General features: G+C 67.3%; 16 protein-coding genes. 3 read left to right on the top strand and 13 right to left on the bottom strand.

Features of this window, described 5'->3' with window-relative positions; translation table 11 throughout:
* The first annotated feature begins 195 nt into the window (after window positions 1–195).
* Window positions 196–1,932: a PE family protein gene (locus tag EET13_RS01345; RefSeq protein WP_122440596.1), complete on the top strand. Its 1,737-nt coding sequence runs from the start codon at window positions 196–198 to the stop codon at window positions 1,930–1,932.
* On the opposite strand, the gene EET13_RS01340 is transcribed toward EET13_RS01345, so the two are convergent.
* The 6 genes from EET13_RS01340 to EET13_RS01315 all read right to left on the bottom strand — a co-directional run bounded on the left by EET13_RS01340 (window position 1,929) and on the right by EET13_RS01315 (window position 8,389).
* Window positions 1,929–2,897, bottom strand: coding sequence for an NADPH:quinone oxidoreductase family protein (locus EET13_RS01340; protein WP_122440595.1), 969 nt, complete (start codon window positions 2,895–2,897; stop codon window positions 1,929–1,931). The genes EET13_RS01345 and EET13_RS01340 overlap by 4 nt on opposite strands.
* 5 nt (window positions 2,898–2,902) lie before the next feature.
* Window positions 2,903–3,763 carry an SDR family oxidoreductase gene (locus EET13_RS01335; protein ID WP_122440594.1) on the bottom strand — a complete coding sequence of 287 codons (861 nt, stop codon included), beginning with the start codon at window positions 3,761–3,763 and terminating at the stop codon, window positions 2,903–2,905.
* A gap of 81 nt (window positions 3,764–3,844) precedes the next feature.
* Window positions 3,845–5,356: an aldehyde dehydrogenase family protein gene (locus tag EET13_RS01330; RefSeq protein WP_122440593.1), complete on the bottom strand. Its 1,512-nt coding sequence runs from the start codon at window positions 5,354–5,356 to the stop codon at window positions 3,845–3,847.
* A 266-nt stretch (window positions 5,357–5,622) separates the two neighbouring features.
* Window positions 5,623–6,555 carry a class I SAM-dependent methyltransferase gene (locus EET13_RS01325; protein WP_122440633.1) on the bottom strand — a complete coding sequence of 311 codons (933 nt, stop codon included), beginning with the start codon at window positions 6,553–6,555 and terminating at the stop codon, window positions 5,623–5,625.
* Window positions 6,556–6,764: 209 nt separating this feature from the next.
* A complete protein-coding gene (locus EET13_RS01320) occupies window positions 6,765–7,403 on the bottom strand; it encodes a TetR/AcrR family transcriptional regulator (RefSeq protein ID WP_122440592.1) in 639 nt (212 codons plus the stop codon).
* 2 nt (window positions 7,404–7,405) lie between these two features.
* Window positions 7,406–8,389 (bottom strand): pirin family protein, encoded by a 984-nt coding sequence (locus tag EET13_RS01315; protein ID WP_122440591.1) that lies wholly within the window; start codon window positions 8,387–8,389, stop codon window positions 7,406–7,408.
* A 107-nt stretch (window positions 8,390–8,496) separates the two neighbouring features.
* Between EET13_RS01315 and EET13_RS01310 the strand changes: the two genes are divergently transcribed.
* The gene (locus EET13_RS01310) at window positions 8,497–9,936 is read left to right on the top strand and encodes a chloride channel protein (protein ID WP_122440590.1); all 1,440 of its coding nucleotides are present in this window, start codon (window positions 8,497–8,499) and stop codon (window positions 9,934–9,936) included.
* A 4-nt stretch (window positions 9,937–9,940) separates the two neighbouring features.
* Here the strand turns inward: EET13_RS01310 and dps are convergent, their stop codons facing one another.
* Together dps and EET13_RS01300 are read right to left on the bottom strand one after the other, a co-directional pair.
* A complete protein-coding gene (gene dps, locus EET13_RS01305) occupies window positions 9,941–10,486 on the bottom strand; it encodes a DNA starvation/stationary phase protection protein Dps (protein ID WP_122440589.1) in 546 nt (181 codons plus the stop codon).
* 85 nt (window positions 10,487–10,571) lie between these two features.
* Window positions 10,572–11,483 carry a DNA-3-methyladenine glycosylase family protein gene (locus EET13_RS01300; protein WP_122440588.1) on the bottom strand — a complete coding sequence of 304 codons (912 nt, stop codon included), beginning with the start codon at window positions 11,481–11,483 and terminating at the stop codon, window positions 10,572–10,574.
* 86 nt (window positions 11,484–11,569) lie between these two features.
* Between EET13_RS01300 and EET13_RS01295 the strand changes: the two genes are divergently transcribed.
* Window positions 11,570–11,977: a nuclear transport factor 2 family protein gene (locus EET13_RS01295; protein ID WP_122440632.1), complete on the top strand. Its 408-nt coding sequence runs from the start codon at window positions 11,570–11,572 to the stop codon at window positions 11,975–11,977.
* On the opposite strand, the gene EET13_RS01290 is transcribed toward EET13_RS01295, so the two are convergent.
* The 5 genes from EET13_RS01290 to EET13_RS01270 form a co-directional block, all read right to left on the bottom strand.
* On the bottom strand, window positions 11,958–12,338 hold the full coding sequence (locus EET13_RS01290) for a DUF427 domain-containing protein (protein ID WP_122440587.1): 381 nt from the start codon (window positions 12,336–12,338) through the stop codon (window positions 11,958–11,960). The two genes, EET13_RS01295 and EET13_RS01290, sit on opposite strands and share 20 nt — an antisense overlap.
* Before the next feature lie 24 nt (window positions 12,339–12,362).
* Complete coding sequence (locus EET13_RS01285; protein WP_244603718.1) at window positions 12,363–13,190, bottom strand: class I SAM-dependent methyltransferase; 828 nt, start codon at window positions 13,188–13,190, stop codon at window positions 12,363–12,365.
* 19 nt (window positions 13,191–13,209) lie between these two features.
* On the bottom strand, window positions 13,210–14,244 hold the full coding sequence (locus EET13_RS01280; protein WP_122440586.1) for an NAD-dependent epimerase/dehydratase family protein: 1,035 nt from the start codon (window positions 14,242–14,244) through the stop codon (window positions 13,210–13,212).
* Window positions 14,245–14,751, bottom strand: a complete 507-nt coding sequence (locus tag EET13_RS01275; protein WP_122440585.1) for a nuclear transport factor 2 family protein — start codon at window positions 14,749–14,751, stop codon at window positions 14,245–14,247.
* Window positions 14,752–14,868: 117 nt separating this feature from the next.
* A partial coding sequence (locus EET13_RS01270) for an ATP-binding cassette domain-containing protein (RefSeq protein ID WP_136623075.1) occupies window positions 14,869–16,858 on the bottom strand: 1,990 nt, incomplete at its 5' end.

Raw genomic sequence — 16,858 nt, 5'->3', positions numbered from 1 at the left:
GGGCCGGGGGTCCGGGCGCAGCGACGCCACGGCCCCGCGGCCGGGCGAGTAGGCGCGTAACCGATTTTCCGGTCAAATCGCAAGCGACCCATACGCAAACGACTTACGCTGTCTGCCACCGGCTTCGGGCGCCGGATCACCTGTTCGACCGATCCGTCGGTTCGGCAGGATCCTGGTCGCGCGGAGGACGGGTCAATGATGTATCTCACCACTGCGCCGCAGATGATGATGGCAACGGCTGCCGATGTGGCGCGAATCGGTTCGGCGATCGGCGATGCCAACGCAGCCGCGGCGGGACGGATCACCGCTGTCGCAGCCGCCTCGGCCGACGAGGTGTCAACGGCCGCCGCTACCCTCTTCAGCTCCTACGCTCAGGAGTACCGGGCCGTCATGAGCCAGGTGGCGGCCTTCCATAACCGCTTCACCGCGGCGTTGACCGCCGCGGCAAGCGCCTATCTGGACACCGAGGCCGCCAACGCCGCCGCCGTGGTCAACGCGCTCACCGCGCCGGTCCGGTCGCTGATGGGCCGCCCGCTGGCCGACGGCGCCGCCAGCGCCGCGGACATGCTCACCGCGCCCGCACCGGCAAGTCCCACCACGGCGTTGGTCATGGGCGGCAGCGGCATGCCGATACCGGATGCGACCTTCGTGAGCAATGTCGTCGGCACCTACCTCACGCCCAAGTTCCCCGCAGTGACCTTCAACCCGCGGGCCCTGTTCACCCCCGAAGGGCTGTATCCGGCGTTCGGCCCCAAAGAGTTGACCCTGGATGCCTCGGTGTCTCAAGGACTGGCCATGCTCGACGATGCGATCCGGCGGGAACTGGTCGCCGGCAACCCCGTCTCCGTCGTCGGCCTGTCGCAGAGCGCCGTCATCGCCTCGCTGGAAATGAGCCGGCTCAGCCCCGGCGGAACGCCGAGTTCACTACCGATAACCTTTACGCTGCTCGGGAACCCGGTGAATCCCAACGGCGGCCTGCTGACCCGTTTCCCCGGGCTCAGCCTGCCCAGCCTGGGCATCACCGCCTACGGCGCACCCCCGGACAATGCGTGGCCCACCAACGTCTACACCATTGAATACGACGGCTACGCCGACTTCCCGCGGTACCCGATCAACATCTTGTCCGACGTCAACGCCCTGGCCGGCATCGTGTTCCTGCATGACACCTATCCGGAGATGACGTCACTTCCGCCGGCCATCACCCTGCCGACGCAAGGCCCCACCCAGACCACGTATCACATGATCCTCAGCCCGCACCTGCCGCTGTTAACGCCGCTGCGGGCGCTGCCGCTGCTGGGCGAGCCGCTGGCAGACCTGATCGAGCCGGACCTGAAAATACTGGTCAACCTCGGCTACGGGGACCCGTCCCACGGCTACTCGACGGGGCCGGCGAACGTGCCGACCCCCTTTGGATTAATCCCCCCGTTCGATCCGGTCACCGTGCTGGGCGATCTGGTCACCGGAACCCAGCAGGGGGTCGGCACCTTCGTCACCGACTTCGGAAACATTGGGGCAGCGCTGCCGGACCTGACCGTAGCTGGCACGGCCAACCCGTGGGCCCCGACCGACCTCACCGGCCAGCTTCCCATGCCGCCGCCGCTGTCGATCGACAGCCTGATCACGGGCCTGCAGTCGGCGAACACCGCCGTCACCGACACCGTCACGAATGCGTTTGCCTCGGGTTATGCGGCCTTGCTTCCGACCGCGGATATCGCGAACGCCGTCTTGATCTCGTTGCCGTCCTACGACCTGAACCTATTCCTGGACGGAATTTCGCGGGCGGCCCACGGCGATCCCGCGGGCCTGGTCAATGCGATCGGCTACCCGATTGCGGCCAACTCGGGACTGCTGACGTTCGGTGCCGGTTTCGAGCTCATCGTCATCGGCAATGCCGTCGTCTTGATGCTCGGCGGCCAGCTCGAACCGGGCTAAGGTTCGAGGACGACCTTACCGAGCACGCCGCCGTCAGCCAGGCTCTGCAACGCAGCCTGCGCTTCGGACAACGGATAGCGTTGCGGCGGAGGCGGTCTCAGCCCCAACGCAATCAGATAATTCAACCCCCAGGAGAACAAGCCAGCCGAACCGGGAACCTTGTTGAGGTACTCGCCCCACGCGACTCCCAGTACCCCGACGTTGCGCAACAACAGCCGGTTGACGGTGAGCGTCGGAATGCTGCCCGCGGCAAAGCCGATGACCAGTAACTTGCCGTCGATGGCCAGCACCCGGATGGCGTCGTCGAAGCTCGGGCCGCCGATGGGGTCGACGACGATGTCCACACCGCGGCCGTGAGTGTGCTTGTGTACCTGCGCAACCCAGCCGTCCGTCAATCGCAGCACCACGTCGGCGCCGAGCGCCCCGACGTAGTCAACCGCCCCCTCGCGGTGCACCACGGCGATCACCTGCCGCGCACCCATCGCCTTGGCAAGCTGGACGGCAGCCGTGCCCACCCCGCCCGCGGCACCGAGCACCAGCACCGTGTTGCCCGGCCGCATCGCGGCACGGCGGGCCAAGGCGAAATACATGGTGTTGTAGTTGACCAACAACGACACGGCTTCGGCGTCGTCGAGTTCGGCGGGGCTGGGCACCACGTTGGAAACCGGAACCGCCACCCGTTCGGCGTAGCAGCCGAGCACCCCGAACGCCGAGACCCGTTCTCCCACGCGGAAACCCGAGCCGGGCGGCGCATAACGCACGACGCCCGCGGTTTCCAGACCGGGCACGAACGGCGGCGACAACTTCAGCTGGTACTCGCCCTTGCTCAGCAGCAGATCCGGAAAGCACACTCCGGCGGCGCGAACGTCGATGACGATGTTGTCGCCGTCATCGGGGATGTCGTCGATATCGGTATAGACCATGCCGGACGGGCCGGAAAGCTCTTGTACGACACAGGCTTTCATGCAAACTACAGCTTGAACCCGGCTTTTTGCGCGCCGGCCAAATCGGTGATCTCGGCCCAGTGCGCCGCGACATCCTGCACCGACGGCGGGTTGTCGAAGGTGACCCCGGCGTTCTGGAACAACGCAACTCGCTGCACCTTGCCGCCACCGACGACGAAGACCGACGCGTTGTCGGCGCATTCTTCGGTGCACAGGTAGGCCACCACCGGCGCGACGAAATCGGGGGTGAGCTTCTCGAACACCTCGGGCGGCAAGATGTCCTGGGTCATTCGGGTGGCCGCGATCGGGGCGAGCGCGTTGGCGTGAATGTTGTACTTGGCGCCTTCCAGCGCCAGGGTGTTGATCAGGCCGACCAGACCGAGCTTGGCCGCGCCGTAGTTCGTCTGGCCGAAGTTGCCGAACAGCCCGCTGGTGGAGGTGGCGACGACGACCCGGCCGTAGCTCTGCTCCCGGAAGTGCGGCCAAGCCGCGCGGATAACGTTGTAACCGCCGTAGAGATGCACTCTGAGCACGGCGTCCCAGTTCTCGAACGTCATCTTGTGGAAGGTGCCGTCGCGCAGGATGCCGGCGTTGCTGACCACGCCGTGCACCGCCCCGAACTCGTCGAGCGCGGTCTTGATGATGTTGGCCGCGCCCTCGGGCTCGGCAACGCTGTCGTAGTTGGCCACCGCGCGGCCGCCGGCGTCCTTGATCTCGGCGACAACGTGGTCGGCCATCGCCGACCCGGCACCGGTCCCGTCACGGGCGCCGCCGAGGTCGTTGACAACCACGCTGGCCCCTTCCTTGGCAAGAGTCAGGGCGTATTCGCGGCCCAATCCCCCACCGGCTCCGGTAACGACGACGACGCGATCCTGCACTCCGGGCATCAGGTTCCTCTCTGAACGTGCGTTGACATGGTCAGGGTCGGCCCGGCAGCTAACCGGGTCGCGGGGGGCAGCTGGGTCCGTCTAGAACAGCTTGCGCGCCAGCTTGAAGGCGCGCTCGGTGTAGGGCGGGTAGATGATCTTCGAGAAGTCGGGACGGGTCGGCTTGGTGAGCACCGACTTGCGGTGACTGAACTCGTCGAAGCCCCATTTCCCGTGGTAGGCACCCATTCCGGAGGCGCCCACGCCGCCGAACGGCAGCTTAGCCGTCGATACCTGGAAGGCCAGGTGGTTGACCAGCATGCCGCCGGCCGGCACCTCCTTGATCACGCGTTCGCGGATTTCCCGCGACTTGGTGAACAGGTACGCCGACAACGGCTTAGGCCGTGAGTTGACGAACTTGATCGCCTCGTCCAGGGACTTGACCGTGAGCACCGGCAAGATCGGGCCGAAGATCTCGTTGGTCATCAGCGGGCCGGCCGGATCGGGGTCGACGACGACGGTCGGCTGGATGCGCAGGCTCGACGCGTCGCACTTGCCGCCCACCGCGACCTTGGCCTTGCCGTTGGCTTCGCCCTGGTTTTCGACAGCGGACAGATAGCCGCTCAGCCGGTCGAACTGGCGCTGGTTGACGATGCGCAGGCCGGCCGGGTCGTCCTGGGAGCGGAACTTCGCCAGCGCGGAGCCGATCTTGTCGACGAGTTCGTCGCTGATGGTCGCGTCGGCCAGCACGTAGTCGGGGGCGACACAGGTCTGGCCGGCATTGAGCAGCTTGATCCAGGCGATCCGCTTGGCGGCCACGTCGACGTCCGCATCGGCGGCGACGATCACCGGGCTCTTGCCGCCGAGTTCCAGCGTGACCGGGGTCAGATGCGGCGCCGCGCCTTCGTAGACCTTGCGGCCGATCTCGGTGCCGCCGGTGAACATCACCCGGTCCAGACCCTGCGCGATCAGCGCCTGGCTTACCGAGCCGTCGCCTTCGACCACAGCGATCGCGTCGCGGTCGAGGTAACGAGGCACCAGCTCGGCGATCAGCCGTGACGACGCCGCGGCGATCTCCGAGGGTTTGAGCACGACGGCGTTTCCGGCGGCGATAGCCCCGACGGCCGGGCCCAGTGTCAGATAGAACGGGTAATTCCACGCGCCGATGATCAGCACGGTGCCGTAAGGCTCGTACTCCACCCAGCCGCGGCCGGGCAGCTGCGGCGCCTCGAGAAGCAGGTATTTGCGACGCATCCACCTGCGTACCTTCTTGGCCGCGTACTTCGCTTCGGCAATGGTGACCGCGATGTCGGCGATATACGCCTCGACCGGGTTGCGGTCCAGGTCCTCGGCGAGCGCCTTGGTGATCGCGTCCTCGTTTTCCTCCATCAGCCGTTGCAACTGCAGCAGTTGGTTCTTGCGCCACTCGACGCTGCGAGTGCGTCCGGCGGCGAATGTCTTTCGCAGCCGCGCCACGGTGTCGGCGGCCGTTTCGGTAACAGGCGTCGACTTCGATTCGTCGGACCTGGCTTCGGTGGTCTCCGCGGTTTCAGCAGCTGCAGATGGCGCCGTCGCGAGTTCCTGAGCTTTCGGTGCAACCGATTCGGTGGTCATCGTTGTCCTTTCGTTTCCGGTCGTTTCCGGTCGTTTCCGGCCTTCCCGGACTTAGCTCGAAGCGACCCGGAGTGCTCATGCCACATCGTGTGGTCGCACGTCGGTGATATTCGCGATCCTAGTCATGTCGGTAAGGCAGCAATAGGAAAGATCGGGCCCGATCTGTGATATATCGGCGCGGCAGGTGACACCCGGCGGGCTGTCGGCGGCCGCTCGGCGCGAAACAGCCGTTTCGCCGCCACCCCGGCGAGCGGGGCTGGCGCCGCTTACAACCGCTCCGCAGTCACAAACTCGGAGAACGCATCCTTATCATCGGCCATCGGCACGCCGTCGACCCAGCGACCCACCCGGCGCATCTCGTCGCCGGCGTTTTGCGCGGTGGCGCGCCAACCGTGTTCGTTGAGCCAATCGGCGACGTTCGCCCGGCTGGGGTCGTGGTAAATGAGCTCCTGCACGTCAACGGTCTCCTCGAGGCCCAGGGTCTCGGCCACCTTCTTGAATCGTTCCCGCATTTCTTGGCGCCGTACGTGCGCGTGGTTGCCCGCGGTTTCGACGGCGATGCGGCTGCCCACCGGGCTGAGCTCACCGATGTGGGTGAACAGCCGGTCCTGGGCATCGGCGGGCAGGTACATCAACAGTCCCTCGGCCAGCCATGCGGTCCGCGCTGCGGGGTCGAAACCGGCGGTACGCAGCGCGGCCGGCCAGTCCTGGCGCAAGTCGATCGGCACCTCGCGCCGCTCGGCCGACGGCGACGCGCCGCTTTCGGACAACGTCGCGGCTTTGTAGGCAAGAACCTGAGGCTGATCGATCTCGTACACCGTCGTCCCGGCCGGCCAATCCAAACGGTAAGCGCGCGAGTCCAGGCCCGAGGCCAGAATCACGACCTGACGAATCCCGCCGGCAACCGCGTCGGCGAAATAGTTATCGAAGAAATTCGTCCGCACGGCCTGATAGCTGCGCATGTGCTGGACAGTCGCGGCGGTCTCGGCGTCCAGATCCGCCATCTTGGCCACCACCTGCTCGTCGAGCATCGCTTCCCACAGAACGCCGGCGTTGGCGTTGCTGACCAGCAGTTTGGCGTAGGGGTCGCGGATCAGCGGAGCGGGTTGCTCGGTTTCGACGGCGCGCGCCGCGGCCACCATCACCGCGGTGGCACCGACGCTGGTCCTGATGTCCCAGGTGTCGTCATGGCTGCGCAGGGTGCTCAATGGCATGCTCCCGTTCTCTAGCGAATTTCTCGCTGGGTTGCCCGGCGAAACACGGGGCCAGACGGCAGGTTCCGTCCCGGCGGCGCCCAGCGAACGGAGGTATCAACCACATCAGTCATACCGAGACCATGCTACCTAGTAAGTTAGGCAACCTATACACTTTGTGGTCCAGGTCACTATTGCGGGCCGCTTCCCGGCGCTCAGGCCTGTGTTTTCCAGACTCGGCCGGCCATCAGTTGCCGCAACGCCGCGATGATGTCCTCCATCTCCCGGTAGCTGCCCACGAAACCGGCGTAGAAGCCCACCCCGCACAAGACGAGCAGCAACGCCTCGGCCAGGGGCGCGGCGTGGGTGTCGGCGGTCAGTTCGCCGCGCTCGACGGCGTCGTGGACGGCCCAGATTAGGAACTTGCGCGAGCCGGCGATCGGGTCGTTGCCGGTTCGTCCCAGTTCCGGATGCCGCTGCGACTCGAGCACGGCAGTGGCCAGGAATGCGGCAGTCGAAGGATTCTTGGCGTCCGCCTCCATCGCGACGGTGATGAACGCGCCCAGCCGCCGCAGCAGCGTCGGCTCGCGCCGGGCCCGCTCGATACCAGCAGCCACGACCAGCTCGTTGGTCTGGTCCACCACCTCCCGGTACAACACCCGCTTGCTGGCGAAGTAATGGTTGATAGCCGGGCGGGTCAGGTCGGCCCGGACGGCGATTTCCTGGAAGGTCGCGCCGTCGTAACCGCGTTCGCTGAACACCTGACGCGCGGCACCGACGATGCGCCTTCGGGTTTCGTCCGATTTTGTGGCAGGCGGACGTCCGGGGCCGCGACGCGCGGGGGTGGGCGGCATGCCTAGAGTGTGCCACCGCCGCGATTCGGCTTCAGCGCGTTCGGCGGGATGCTACGAAACTTGCCAGCCTGATAGTCCTCGAGCGCCTCGATCACTTCGGCGCGGGTGTTCATCACGAAGGGCCCGTAGTGGAATACCGGCTCACGAATGGGTCGTCCGCCCAGCAGCAGCACGTCGAGAGCTGTCGTCCGGGGCGCATCCGGCGCCGGGCCGGCGGTCACGCTGATCCGGTCGCCGGAGCCCAGCACGGCCAGCTGGCCCTGCCGGATCGGGTGTCCGGCCGTGCCGACCGACCCAGCCCCGGACAGCACGTAGACCAGCGAATTGAAGTCCCGCCGCCACGGGATGTTCAACCGGGAACCGGATTGAATTGTGGCGTGCGCCAACGTGATCGGCGAATGGGTGCTCCCCGGTCCGCCGTGACCGTCGATCTCCCCGGAGATGATGCGCACCAGCGCTCCGCCGTCGTCCGAGGCGATCAGCGTGACGTCGCCGCCTTCGATGGCCTGGTATCGAGGTGGGGTGAACTTGTCCTTTTTCGGCAGGTTCACCCATAACTGCACGCCATGGAAAGTTCCGCCGCGCCTGACGGTGTCAATGGGCGGGGTCTCAATGTGCAGGATGCCCGATCCCGCCGTCATCCACTGGGTGGCGCCGTCGGTGATCAGACCGCCGCCTCCGTAGGAATCCTGGTGCGCGAGCTTCCCGTCGATCATGTAGGTGACGGTTTCGAAGCCCCGGTGCGGATGCCAATCGGTACCGCGGGGCTCACCCGGCTGGTATTCCACCGCACCGATCTGGTCCATGTGCACAAACGGATCCAGCGCGGCGGTGCCGACTCCGGCGAACGCCCGGACGACGGGAAACCCCTCGCCCTCGAAGGCGCGCGGGCCGGACGTGATTGACCGGACCGGCCGCTCGGTTGCGTCGGCGCCGGGCGGACCTACCCGTGGCAGGGTCAAGGTATCGGCGGTTACAGCGGGCATTGGTACCTCCTAGTGCGGCACTACCGGGAACTACCGGATATAACCGGACCAGAGTCCACTTATTCCCGGCTGTCATAGGATGACCTGATGCTGGTCAGGTCCGCGCGGTGAACGAGTCGGCTTCGGACGCGCCCGAACCCAGAGAGGCGCCGCCCGCCGCCGCTGGCGGGCGATTCGGCGCATCGATCAGAAGTGCCGGCTACTTGCGCAAGTGGTTGCTGCTGGGCATCACGATCGGTGTCATCGCGGGCCTAGGCGCTGTGGTGTTCTACCTGGCGCTGAAATACACCGGCGAGTTCCTGCTCGGCTATCTCGCCGACTATCACATTCCGACTCCGCTCGGCGAGGGCGGTAGCCGTGGGTCCAGCGGTTTCGCCCGCCCATGGGCCATTCCGCTGGTGACGACGGGCGGGGCGCTGCTCTCGGCCTTCATCGTGGCCAGGTTCGCACCCGAAGCCACCGGTCACGGCACCGATGAGGCCATCGAGGCGGTGCACACCGATCCGCGGGCCATTCGCGGGCGCGCGGTGCTGGTGAAGATGGTGGCCAGCGCGCTGACCATCGGATCGGGCGGCTCCGGCGGGCGTGAGGGTCCGACGGCGCAGATTTCCGCCGGCTTCTGCTCGTTGCTGACGCGGCGCCTGGGTCTGTCCGACGAGGACGGCCGGATCGCGGTGGCGCTGGGCATCGGCGCGGGTATCGGCGCGATATTCGCCGCGCCACTGGGCGGAGCGGTGCTGGCGGCGTCGATCACCTACCGCGACGATTTCGACTACCGCAGCCTGCTCCCCGGCTTCATCACCTCCGGGACGGCGTACGCGGTGCTGGGCGCCTTCCTGGGATTCGATCCACTGTTCGGCTACATCGACGCCGAGTACCGCTTTGAACGGGCGTGGCCGCTGTTGTGGTTTGTCGTGATCGGCCTGATCGCCGCGGCCGTCGGCTACCTGTATGCCCGCATCTTCCACGCATCGGTGGCATTCACCCGCCGGCTTCCCGGCGGGCCGATCATCAAGCCGGCTGTCGGCGGGCTGCTGGTCGGATTACTGGGGCTACTGATCCCGCAGGTCCTGAGCAGCGGTTACGGCTGGGCGCAGCTGGCCGCCGACCGCGGATCGCTGATGGGCATTCCGCTGTGGATCATCGTCGTGCTGCCGATCGCCAAGATCATCGCCACCTCGCTGTCGATCGGCACGGGTGGGTCCGGCGGGCTGTTCGGGCCCGGCATCGTCATCGGCGCGTTCGTCGGCGCCGCGGTCTGGCGGCTGGGTGAACTCTCGGGCATCCCCGGTGTTCCGGACGCACCGGGGATCTTCGTGGTGGTCGGCATGATGGCGTGTTTCGGCAGCGTGGCACGCGCGCCGCTGGCGATCATGATCATGGTCGCGGAGATGACCGGCTCGTTCTCCGTGGTGCCCGGGGCGATCCTGGCGGTGGGGATCGCCGCATTGCTGATGTCGCGCACCAACGTCACGATCTATGAAGCTCAGCGGCTGAACCGCGAAACCGCCGAGGCCGAACGCGCCGCAAAAGCCCGGCCCGAGTAGCCGCTCAGGTGCCGCGCGCGGTGCTGGCAGCATCCCGCTCGGTGGCCGAGCCGTCATGGGCCAGCCTGCCGCCCGCGTTCTCCAGGTGCGCCCGGACAAACCACTGGAACTTCTCGAGATCCGCGGCGTGCCCGATCAGCATGTCCTGGGTGACGCGGTCGAGTTCCTCGGTCTCATCGATGGCTTTGCGGATATCTTCGATCACGCCGGTGTAGACGAGGTCCAGCGCAGCAAGGTGCGCCTGGACGCAGTCCCGGCCCACCGAGTAGTCGTCCCAGGAACGGTCCTGGATGATCGCGCCCGGGGTGCCCTGCGGTGACGAGCCCAGGGCCGCGATGCGCTCGGCCACCTCATCGGCATAGCCACGCACCGCCTCGACCTGCGGGTCGATCATCTCGTGCACGCCGATGAAGTTCGGGCCCACCACATTCCAGTGGATGTGCTTGAGCGTCAGATGCAGGTCGTTGTAGGTGCTCAGCTGCTTCTGCAGCAGCTCGGCGAGTCGCGCGCCCTGCTTGTCGGTCAATCCCGGAATGGTGAACGGTGTCATCGGTCGGCCCCCTGAAGTTCGCCTTTGGTCACTTGCTGGCAGGGGTACCCGATGGTGTCGGCTGCTAACACCGGGTCTGCGGGAGTCACAGCGAGTGGATCTGCTGCACCGGCAGCCGCGGCCCGCGGCGGGGCTCGCGGGCCAGTCCGCTGGCTTCGAGCAGGCGAACCACCCGGTGCCGGTGCGGCCGCATCGGCTCCAGCAGCTCGAGCATGCCGGCATCATCGACCGGATGGCCCAGCATGGTCCAGCCGATCATTTTCGGAATGTGGTAATCCCCCACCGACACCGCGTCGGGGTCCCCGAAGGCCCGCTGCACCGTTTCGGCCGCGGTCCACACGCCGACTCCCGGCAGCGACATCAGCGCGTCACACGCCTGCGCGGCCGGCAGCGCGGTCAACCGCTCCAGCGACGCCGCCCGCCGCGCGCAGCTCACGACCGTGCGGGCCCGCCCGGGGTCAACGTTGGCGCGGTGGAACTCCCAGGACGGGATGTGCCGCCAAGCCTCGGGCGACGGCGGCACCCGCATGCCGTCGGGCGCCGGACCCGGGGCCGGCGTGCCGTATTTGGTCACCAGCACCCGCCACGACCGGAAGGCGTCGGCGCCGGGGACCCGCTGCTCGATGACGGCCGGAATCAACGCCTCCAGCACCTGCCCGGTGCGGCCCAGACGCAGGTGCGGTAGCCGCCGGTGCGCAGCTGCAACCGTCGGCTCACTGGGCGCGAAATCCGAGATGTCGTCGTCGGCGCCCAGCATCGCCGGCAGCAACTCGAGGAACTGCTCGGCACCGCGGCCCCACGCCACGCAATGGGCCGCGTCGGGCGCCGCGCGGCTGATGCGCGCCGTGAGCGGCCCGCTGGACAGCAGGCTGGTGCGCCAGATCGTGCCGTCTCCCGGGACCCGAAAGCACGGATCGCCGCGGCCGCGTCGCAACGGCGCCAGGGTATGCCCGAAGCCCGCCGCGCCGGGGAACGTGACTGTACGTGCGTCGATCAGTTGAGCCTGCCATGACCGGCGTTACCCAACCACGATCGGGACCTCGATTGACCGCGATCGGCCTGCCGCGACAGGATGGCGATGTGATGACGCCGTTCGACGATCCGCAGGCCGAACTGGCATGGATGTTCATGCAGAGCATGTGCGAGGGCGGAGACCTCGACGAGGGTTTCACGTTGCTCAGCGACGACTTCACCTATTGGAGCATCGCCACCCGCTCGGCGATCGATAAGGCGGCCCTGCGGCGAGCGGTAGAACAGCGCAAACAGAAATTTGAGGTCAATATCGAATTGCTGCGCTGTGTCAACGAAGGCGAGACGGTTGTCGTCGAAGGGCAGGTCGAGGGCATCACCGCCGGCGGCACCCGCTACGACAGCCCGTTCGTGTGCATCTTCGAATGCCACGACGGCCAGATCGTGTCGCTGCGCGAATACAGCGACACGCAGTCGTTGGCGAAGGTATTTCCCTTACCCACTATCCCGAGGCGACGGTGATGTCGGCCTTGCCGGGATAGAACGCGACGTGCCCGGCTATCGCCGCCACCGCGGGATAGGGCTGGTCGTAGGTCCAGATCACATCCTCGACGATGTCGCCGGCCGAGGTGGTCACGCTGTAGTAGCCGGCCTCACCCTTGAATGGGCAGTAGCTGTGGGTGTCGGTACGGGTCAGCCTGCCCTGGGCGACGTCGGCCAGCGGAATGTATTGCACCGCTGGCAAAGTGGCCTCCCGTAATTCCAGGGCCGCGGTCGTGTCCGCGATGAGTTCGCCGCGAATGCGCACCTGTACCCGACCGTCGGTTGGTTCGATGCTGATGGGGTGCCCCGCATTGGGTTCCAAGACTTTCCGGTGGCTCATGGGGTGTGCAACGCCTGCCGGCCATCAGCATTCCCGGCCGAACGCGTAACGGTGGTACTGCGACATGTTGGCCAGTGCCGGTACCCGCGACATGAGGCTGCCCATGACCTGGTAAGCGCGCGGTAATCGCGCGAAGGTGTCGGATTCGAACCAGCGGACCCAGGACAGTAGCCGGGTGCCGGGCACCGCCCGCAGGATGTCGTCGGGTCCGTCGATACCCCAGCGCAGCGTCGATCCGGAGCGGCGTACCACGGTGTTCATCCACTGCGACTTGATGCCCAGCCGGTTGAACGCGTCGAACTGCAACTCGCCGGATGGAAAACGGTCGACCACGCGTCGCAGTAGCCCGACGCCGTCCGGTTCGCTGAGGTACATGGTCAGCCCCTCGCCGATCAGCAGCGCGGGCCGGTCGCCGGGAATGTCGGTCAGCCAGCCCGGATCGGTGACCGACGCGGCGACGACGTGGCGCTGAGCCGCCGCGGGGTACAGCCTGGTGCACAGCGCGGCGACCTCGGGGTGGTCGACGTCATACCACTGCACCTGCGGACCAGGCCGCACCCGGAAGTATCGGCTGTCCAGCCCGCAACCCACATGCAGGACGACGGATTTCGCGTGCGTGACAAGAAATTGGCGGGTCCAGGCGTCGAAGTGCGCGGTGCGGGTCGTCACCGATGCCGAATTGCGCGGGGTGATCGCGGTTTCGGTCCAGTCATAGTCGATGCGCTCGACAACCTCCGTGGCATAGCGATCGCCCAGGATCGGATCCGGCAAGCCGGCGTCGAGCGCCTTGGCATACAGGGTCGCGAGCATGGTCTGCGGCGGCCCGGTGAGCTCGACCGCGACTTTGTCCATGCTGTCGCTTACTCCGGGCCTACTCTGATGCCGCCGTCTTGGCGTCCGGCCGGGCCGTGCGCATCGCGGCCCAGAACCGGGCGGCCTCGCGAATCGAGTCTTCGACCGGCCGTGGCTGCCAGCCCAGCTCGCGGACGGCCTTGCCGTGATCGAGCTCGGCTTCGGCGCGCATCATCCGCACCGACTGCAGGCTGAGTTCGGCGTCTTTGCCGGTGAGCCGTGCCCGCAGGCTGCCCAGCGCACCCAGCGCATAGAGCACCGGCGCCGAGATCGAGCGTCGCGGCGGCGATACGCCGGCTTCCGCCGCCGCTATCCGCACCACCTCGGTCAACGCGATCATCTTCTCCGAGACCAGGTAGCGCTCGCCGTTGCGGCCGCGCTCGGCCGCCAGGATCATCGCTGCGGCGGCATCGTCGACACCCACGGCTTCCAGGTCGATCCCGGTCATCAGGAACGGCAACTTGCCGAAAACCGCGCCGGCAATGAAGGCGCCATGGGGTGTGCGGCCCCAGTCTCCGCTGCCGTAGGTCGTCGAGACGCACAGTGCGACCGCCGGCAGCCCCGCCTGCGACACGTACCGCATCACCAGGTTTTCGGCCGCAACCCGTGATTGGACGTAGGGACTCACCCGCCGCACGTCGACGACGTCGGCCTCGGTCGCCACGTGCCCGTGACGGCGGCCCACGGTGGCATAGGTGCTGGTGAAGACAAACCTGTGCAGATCCGCGGCGATCGGCTTTTCGACGGCCACGTCCAGAACGTTGCGCAGGCCTTCGACGTTGGTGCGCAACAGCGGCGACGGGTCGCGCAACCAGGCGCGGGTGTCGACCACGCAGTAGTACACGTCGTCGCAGCCGGCCATCGCCTCGCGCACCACCGCGGTGTCGAAGACGTCGCCGTGAAATCGGGTGAGCTCCAGATCGTCGATCGAGCGGGTATTGGCGGTGGGGCGCACCATCGCCCGCACCTGTTCGCCTGCCTTGACAAGCTGGCGGGTCACGTGGGAACCCAGGAAGCCGTTGGCGCCGATGACGAGTTTGGGCTTGGTGCTCATTTATCGCATCCCCCCATACCGTTGCATCCACTGCGCCGCGTCCTCGTCAAGAGTGCCCAGCGCCTGCGCCTTACGGCACCATGCCATTCCCGCCTTCAGGAAGCGCAGCGGGTTGTAGATGTCTTCCTGGCGGCACCACTGACCGTGGCCGGCGTAGGTGATGATCGAGATGTTTGTCGCGCTGATCACGCTGCCGTCGCCCGGGTCGCGCATCGGGTTGTCCAGCTCCATGATGATGCGGCCGGTGGGCTCGTCGATGACCGACCACAGTGACGGAAACTCCACCATGTGACTGCCCGGGAAGGTCGACATCGTGTGCTGAATCCAGGTGCGCACCTGCTCGCGGCCGAGCATCGTGCCGGCGGCGTGCTCGATGTATTTGACGTCAGGGGTGTACTGAGCAACCCAGTCGTCCCAGTTCCGCGTCCGCGCCGCGCGGGCGACCGTACGCTCGAATTCGCCGAACGCCGCGGACAATTCGTCGCGGCTGAACACCGGGCCGGTCACATCAGCTCCTCAGGACGGCCCGGCGCCTGCCGTCCGTCGGTTTCTCGAAGGCGAGATGAGGCGAATCGTACGACGTCCGCTGTCGCCGAAGTCGACGCGCACCGCCCGCGTAGCCGGTCAGCTACGGCTGAGCGACCGCAACCGCCAGCTCAGCACACCGGTCCACAGCGCACCGAGCGCCAGCAGTATGCCGATACTCGACGTCCACCAGACCGGCGAATGCGTCCACAGCAGGTCGGCAGCGGCCGCCGGATCGACCGCGGCGAGGTCCACTGTGCACGCCGAGGCCGCGAAGCCCCAGCGCGCCGGAACCAGCCAGGAAATCTGGTTGAGGCCCACCCGGTCGCCAAGCGGAAATATGCCCCCGGCGAACACCAGCGCGACCAACGCCGCCAGCAGAAACAGCGTCGGCACCTCCCGCCGGTACTCGGCCAGCGCGGACAGCGCCAGGCCGACCACGGCCGAGACGACGGCCGTCGCGGCCAACGCCAGGTACAGCTCGACAATGGGGTGATCGGGTAGGACGGTTCCTCGGGCAGCCGAGATCAGCTGGTGCTTCCCCGCCGCCACGATGGCCGTCAACGCCGCGGTCTGCAGCGTCGCGACGAGACCGAAAACAATGATCTTGGCCGTCACATACCCGGGCACCGACAGCCCGAAGGAATGCTCACGCCGGAAGATGGCGCGCTCGGCAACCAGGCCACGGATGGTCGATGCGACGCCCATGACGACCGCGCCGCCGTTGAGCACCACCAGGATCTGCACGGCTTCGCCGCGGTTGTCCCCGTGCGGGACCAGCAGTGACAGCGCCCCGAGGATCAGTGGCAAGGCGGCCATCACGATGAGGTAGCCGCGGTCGGCGGCGATGAGCCGGACCTGACGCCGGATCAGCATGAACGTTTGGCGCCAACCGGCGGTGCCGCGGCGGCGATCGGGCGAACCGGCCGGCGCTTGAGTCAGCTTGGCTTCGAGGCCCCCGGGTCCACCCGCCTCGGTCGAGGCGGCGTCGCCCGCGGTGTCGGCGCCTCCCGGCGGAAAGGCTTGCGACCAGCGGGCCTTGCTGACCGCCTGCTCGATGTCCCCCGGCGCCCCGGCGAAGGCGATCGCGCCGGACGCCAGCAGCAACACCTGGTCGCAACGACTCAGCGCGGTCAGCGACTGGATCGCCACCACGACCACACGGCCCGCGTCGGCGACGCGGCGCGCCGTCGTCATCACCTGGCGGTCCAGCCACCGATCCGGCTTACCCGGGGGCTCCTGGAAAAGGACCAGCGACGGCCCGGTGAGCAATTCGATCGCCACCGATACCCGCTTGCGATCGCCAGCGGAAAGCATGCCTGCCCGGGTCGCCCGATGCTTGCCCAGCTCAACCTCCTCGATGACCCTGTTGACCGCCGCACGGCGCTCGGCGGCCACGGTGCCCGGCAACCGCAACTCGGCGGCGTAGGCCACGATCTGCTCCACGCTGAGCTGATCGTGCATGACGTCGTCATGCGGCACTACCGCGATGCGCGACCGCAGCGATGCATAGCCGGTGTGCAGGTCCTGGCCGTCGCAGGTCACCCACCCCGATGTCGGCCGGGCGGCGCCGCTCAACAGCGCGATCAGGCTTGACTTGCCGGCTCCCGGTGGCCCGATCACCGCGGTCAGCGTGCCCGGACGGGCTGTGAAGGAAACGTCGGTTACCAACTGATGGCCATCGACGACAAGACCGAGCCGGTCAGCTTCCACTCCGCCGCCAGCCGAGGCCGATCGGTGGACCAGGGTGGTGTCGGTGAACGCGAAATCCGCATTGCCGACGGTCACAATGTCGCCGTCGCGCAGCAGCGCACGGCTCACCGGATCGGCATTGAGATAGGTACCGCTGCGGCTACCCCGGTCGCGAATTTCCCAGCCGGCGTCGGTGGGCCGCAGCACGGCATGCACGCGTGACACCAGCGGATCGTGCACCGCGATGTCGCTGCTCGCCGACCTGCCGATGCGCAGCGCGCGACGACGATGCCCGACCAGCTGCTGCGCGGCGGCGATGACGCGTTTGACGAGGGTTTGCCCCGGCTTAAGGGGCTCCGGCTCTGGGGGCTTGGGCTCTGGGGGCTTGGGCTCTGGG

Origin of the sequence: Mycobacterium attenuatum (assembly GCF_900566085.1) — a bacterium.
Taxonomy (GTDB): Bacteria; Actinomycetota; Actinomycetes; order Mycobacteriales; family Mycobacteriaceae; genus Mycobacterium; species Mycobacterium attenuatum.
This window is presented reverse-complemented; position numbering and strand designations above follow the sequence as displayed.

Coding starts and splice junctions, on each gene's coding strand:
- EET13_RS01345 (WP_122440596.1), top strand. CDS start 196: ATGATGTATCTCACCACTGCGCCGCAGATGATGATGGCAACGGCTGCC.
- EET13_RS01340 (WP_122440595.1), bottom strand. CDS start 2,897: ATGAAAGCCTGTGTCGTACAAGAGCTTTCCGGCCCGTCCGGCATGGTC.
- EET13_RS01335 (WP_122440594.1), bottom strand. CDS start 3,763: ATGCCCGGAGTGCAGGATCGCGTCGTCGTCGTTACCGGAGCCGGTGGG.
- EET13_RS01330 (WP_122440593.1), bottom strand. CDS start 5,356: ATGACCACCGAATCGGTTGCACCGAAAGCTCAGGAACTCGCGACGGCG.
- EET13_RS01320 (WP_122440592.1), bottom strand. CDS start 7,403: ATGCCGCCCACCCCCGCGCGTCGCGGCCCCGGACGTCCGCCTGCCACA.
- EET13_RS01315 (WP_122440591.1), bottom strand. CDS start 8,389: ATGCCCGCTGTAACCGCCGATACCTTGACCCTGCCACGGGTAGGTCCG.
- dps (WP_122440589.1), bottom strand. CDS start 10,486: ATGACACCGTTCACCATTCCGGGATTGACCGACAAGCAGGGCGCGCGA.
- EET13_RS01295 (WP_122440632.1), top strand. CDS start 11,570: ATGACGCCGTTCGACGATCCGCAGGCCGAACTGGCATGGATGTTCATG.
- EET13_RS01290 (WP_122440587.1), bottom strand. CDS start 12,338: ATGAGCCACCGGAAAGTCTTGGAACCCAATGCGGGGCACCCCATCAGC.
- EET13_RS01285 (WP_244603718.1), bottom strand. CDS start 13,190: ATGGACAAAGTCGCGGTCGAGCTCACCGGGCCGCCGCAGACCATGCTC.
- EET13_RS01280 (WP_122440586.1), bottom strand. CDS start 14,244: ATGAGCACCAAGCCCAAACTCGTCATCGGCGCCAACGGCTTCCTGGGT.